A 1,252-nucleotide genomic window follows, 5' to 3' on the forward strand; every position below is an offset into this window, starting at 1 on the left:
CGCGACCGCGATCCAGCGCATGCGGTTCAGTTGCGCCAGATTGCGCCGGGCGGCGTTCTGCGCGATGTTCGTGGGGGATTGCGTCTTCATCGGTCCTTCCGGGCAGTTCGGGGCGGATGCCGGTTATTCCCGCGGCGCTGCCTGGGGTCCGACGGGCCATCCCGCCTTCTACGACAGAACAGGGGTCGCCGAAAGCGCGCGGGTGTCGCGCCCTGGTCGGGCAAGGATCGGTCGTCGGGCCGCGTTCCGCCTGATCGTCGGCGGTGCAGGCGGCGTCCTTGACAGGGTCGTGACGACTGCGATCTGGCCCGGATATCACCGGATCGTTGCGATCGGCGGAATTCTGCGCGGTTCGCATCGCAAGTAGGATCATCTGGCACATAACCGATTAGCACCAACGCCTTGGTCTAGGCCGGCAGCCCGTCGAAGCATGGCAAGCGGCGGCCGCAGTCACCGCCACGGAGAAACGCTGCCTATGACGGCACGCCATCGCCGTGATGGTCGTGCAGGCAATGCGCGTGATCGCCCAGGACCTCGATGACCTTGCAGTCCGATATTGTCCCATGCGCGCATTGGGCCAGCATGCGGCTCAGCTCCTGCTGCAGGGCCTGCAGCCGGACGATCCGGTCGCGGACCGATTGCAGCTGGCGCCTCGCGATGACATCGGCGGCGGCGCAGGGCATGTCGGGACGATCCGACAGGCTCAGCAGCTCGCGGATGCTGTCCAGCGGAAAGCCAAGGTCGCGCGCGTGGCGGATGAAGTCCAGCCGCTCCTGTTGCTTGCGACCATAGAGGCGCTGGTTCCCGGTGCTGCGTTCGGGTTCGGGCAGCAGGCCAATGCTTTCGTAATAGCGGATCGTGGGCACCTTGACCCCGGTGGCCGCGCTCAATTTTCCGATGCTGAGCATGAAACACCCCTTGAAGCTCTAGTTGCTAGAGATCCTATCTTCCTGGCCACAGGACGAAAAGACCCATGGCAGGATGCGACATGACGGATGACACGACACACCGGCGGGAATGGACCGTCACGGGCATGGATTGCGCCGGATGCACGGCCAAGGTCGTGCGCGCGGTCGAGCGGATGCCCGGCGTCCGCGCGGCCCGGGTCGCGCTGATGGCCGAACGGCTGAGCGTCGATCTGGACCCCGGCATCACCCGATCGGACCAGATCGAAGCGGTCGTCCGGGCCTTGGGTTATGGCATCGCGCCGACGGTGGCGGTCGATGACGTGCCCGAACAGGCGGTCCGCCCC

At 66.1% G+C, this 1,252-nt stretch carries 2 protein-coding genes; one reads left to right on the plus strand and one right to left on the minus strand.

Annotated features, from left to right (window positions below; translation table 11 throughout):
- Positions 1–473 precede the first annotated feature (473 nt).
- The gene (locus TW83_RS16510; protein WP_045983878.1) at positions 474–908 is read right to left on the minus strand and encodes a helix-turn-helix domain-containing protein; all 435 of its coding nucleotides are present in this window, start codon (positions 906–908) and stop codon (positions 474–476) included.
- Positions 909–988: 80 nt separating this feature from the next.
- Between TW83_RS16510 and TW83_RS16515 the strand changes: the two genes are divergently transcribed.
- Positions 989–1,252: cation transporter (locus tag TW83_RS16515; RefSeq protein ID WP_204245792.1), on the plus strand; the 264-nt coding region annotated here is incomplete at its 3' end.

This window comes from Paracoccus sp. S4493, assembly GCF_000967735.1.
Classification (GTDB): Bacteria; Pseudomonadota; Alphaproteobacteria; order Rhodobacterales; family Rhodobacteraceae; genus Paracoccus; species Paracoccus marcusii.